The organism is Photorhabdus viridis (assembly GCF_040256935.1).
Lineage (GTDB): Bacteria > Pseudomonadota > Gammaproteobacteria > Enterobacterales > Enterobacteriaceae > Photorhabdus > Photorhabdus viridis.
The window spans coordinates 1-995 of record NZ_JBEJZY010000177.1 but is presented as its reverse complement, the minus strand read 5'-3'; the positions used below and the strand labels follow the sequence as shown (position 1 = coordinate 995).

The 995-nt window shown below is 54.2% G+C and carries 1 protein-coding gene; it reads left to right on the top strand.

The features are described 5' to 3' along the window. On the top strand, positions 1-995 hold a 995-nt coding region (locus ABR397_RS22815; RefSeq protein ID WP_350307702.1), incomplete at both ends, for a DUF637 domain-containing protein.

The window sequence follows — 995 nt, the reverse complement described above, 5'->3', positions numbered from 1 at the left end:
GGGGGCGACCGTCAGCACCGCCGCTACCGTGGGCTCAATGGCTTACGGCGCGACGGCTTCCGGCATGGCGGCGCTGACCTCTCAGGCAGCGGTCGCTCTGGTGGATAATCAGGGCGACTTATCCAAAACCTTAAAGGCGATGGGCAGCAGCGACACCGTTAAATCCACCTTCACATCCATGGCAGTAGGTGGCGCACTGGCGGGTTTTGACACAGTGATGGGATGGGATAACGCGGTAAATGGCGGGAAGCTGGATCCGACAAAAGCCACCTTACCCCAACTGAGCAATCATGACTGGAGCAAAGTGGCTCAACGGGTCGCAGGCCAGTCCATTATCGGCGCCAGTCTGGGGACAACGATTAATGGCGGTAGCTTTAAAGACAATTTCACCACGGCTTTGCTGTCCAATATTGGCAGTCAGATTAATGCGGAAGGGGCCAATCTGATTGGTAATAACGGCCAGGTTCTTGGTATGCCGGGTAAAGCGATCAGCCATGCTGCGGTATCCGCTTTGGCCGCTGAGATAAGTGGCGGCAATGCCAAAGGAGCAGCGGCTGGTGCTTTAGCAGCAGAACTGGCAGCGATAACACTGGATAAAACTTTCAGCGACCCAATGAGCATTCAGGCTGGCGGTAAAATTATCGGCGGCGTTGCCGGTGCGATTGCGACTCATAGCGCAAAAGGCGCTAACAGTGGTGCCAATGCCGGGGAAATTGTCATTGCCTATAATTCACTGGCCCATCTTCTCTCTGCGGCAGAAAAAGAAAGACTGGGTACAATCAAAGCTTACGAGGAGAAAAAGAAGGCCTTTTGTCAGCAGTCACCGGAGGCGTGTAAGCAAGCCGGAGAAATTATCAGCGTTGGTACTGACTTCGTGCCGGTTATCGGGGATATTAAAGGTCTTGTCGAGGCTGAGAGTGCATTAGATTATCTGGTCGCCGCGATAGCCATTATTCCCGGTGCAGGTGATGCCGCTGGGAAGACCATCAAAGCGG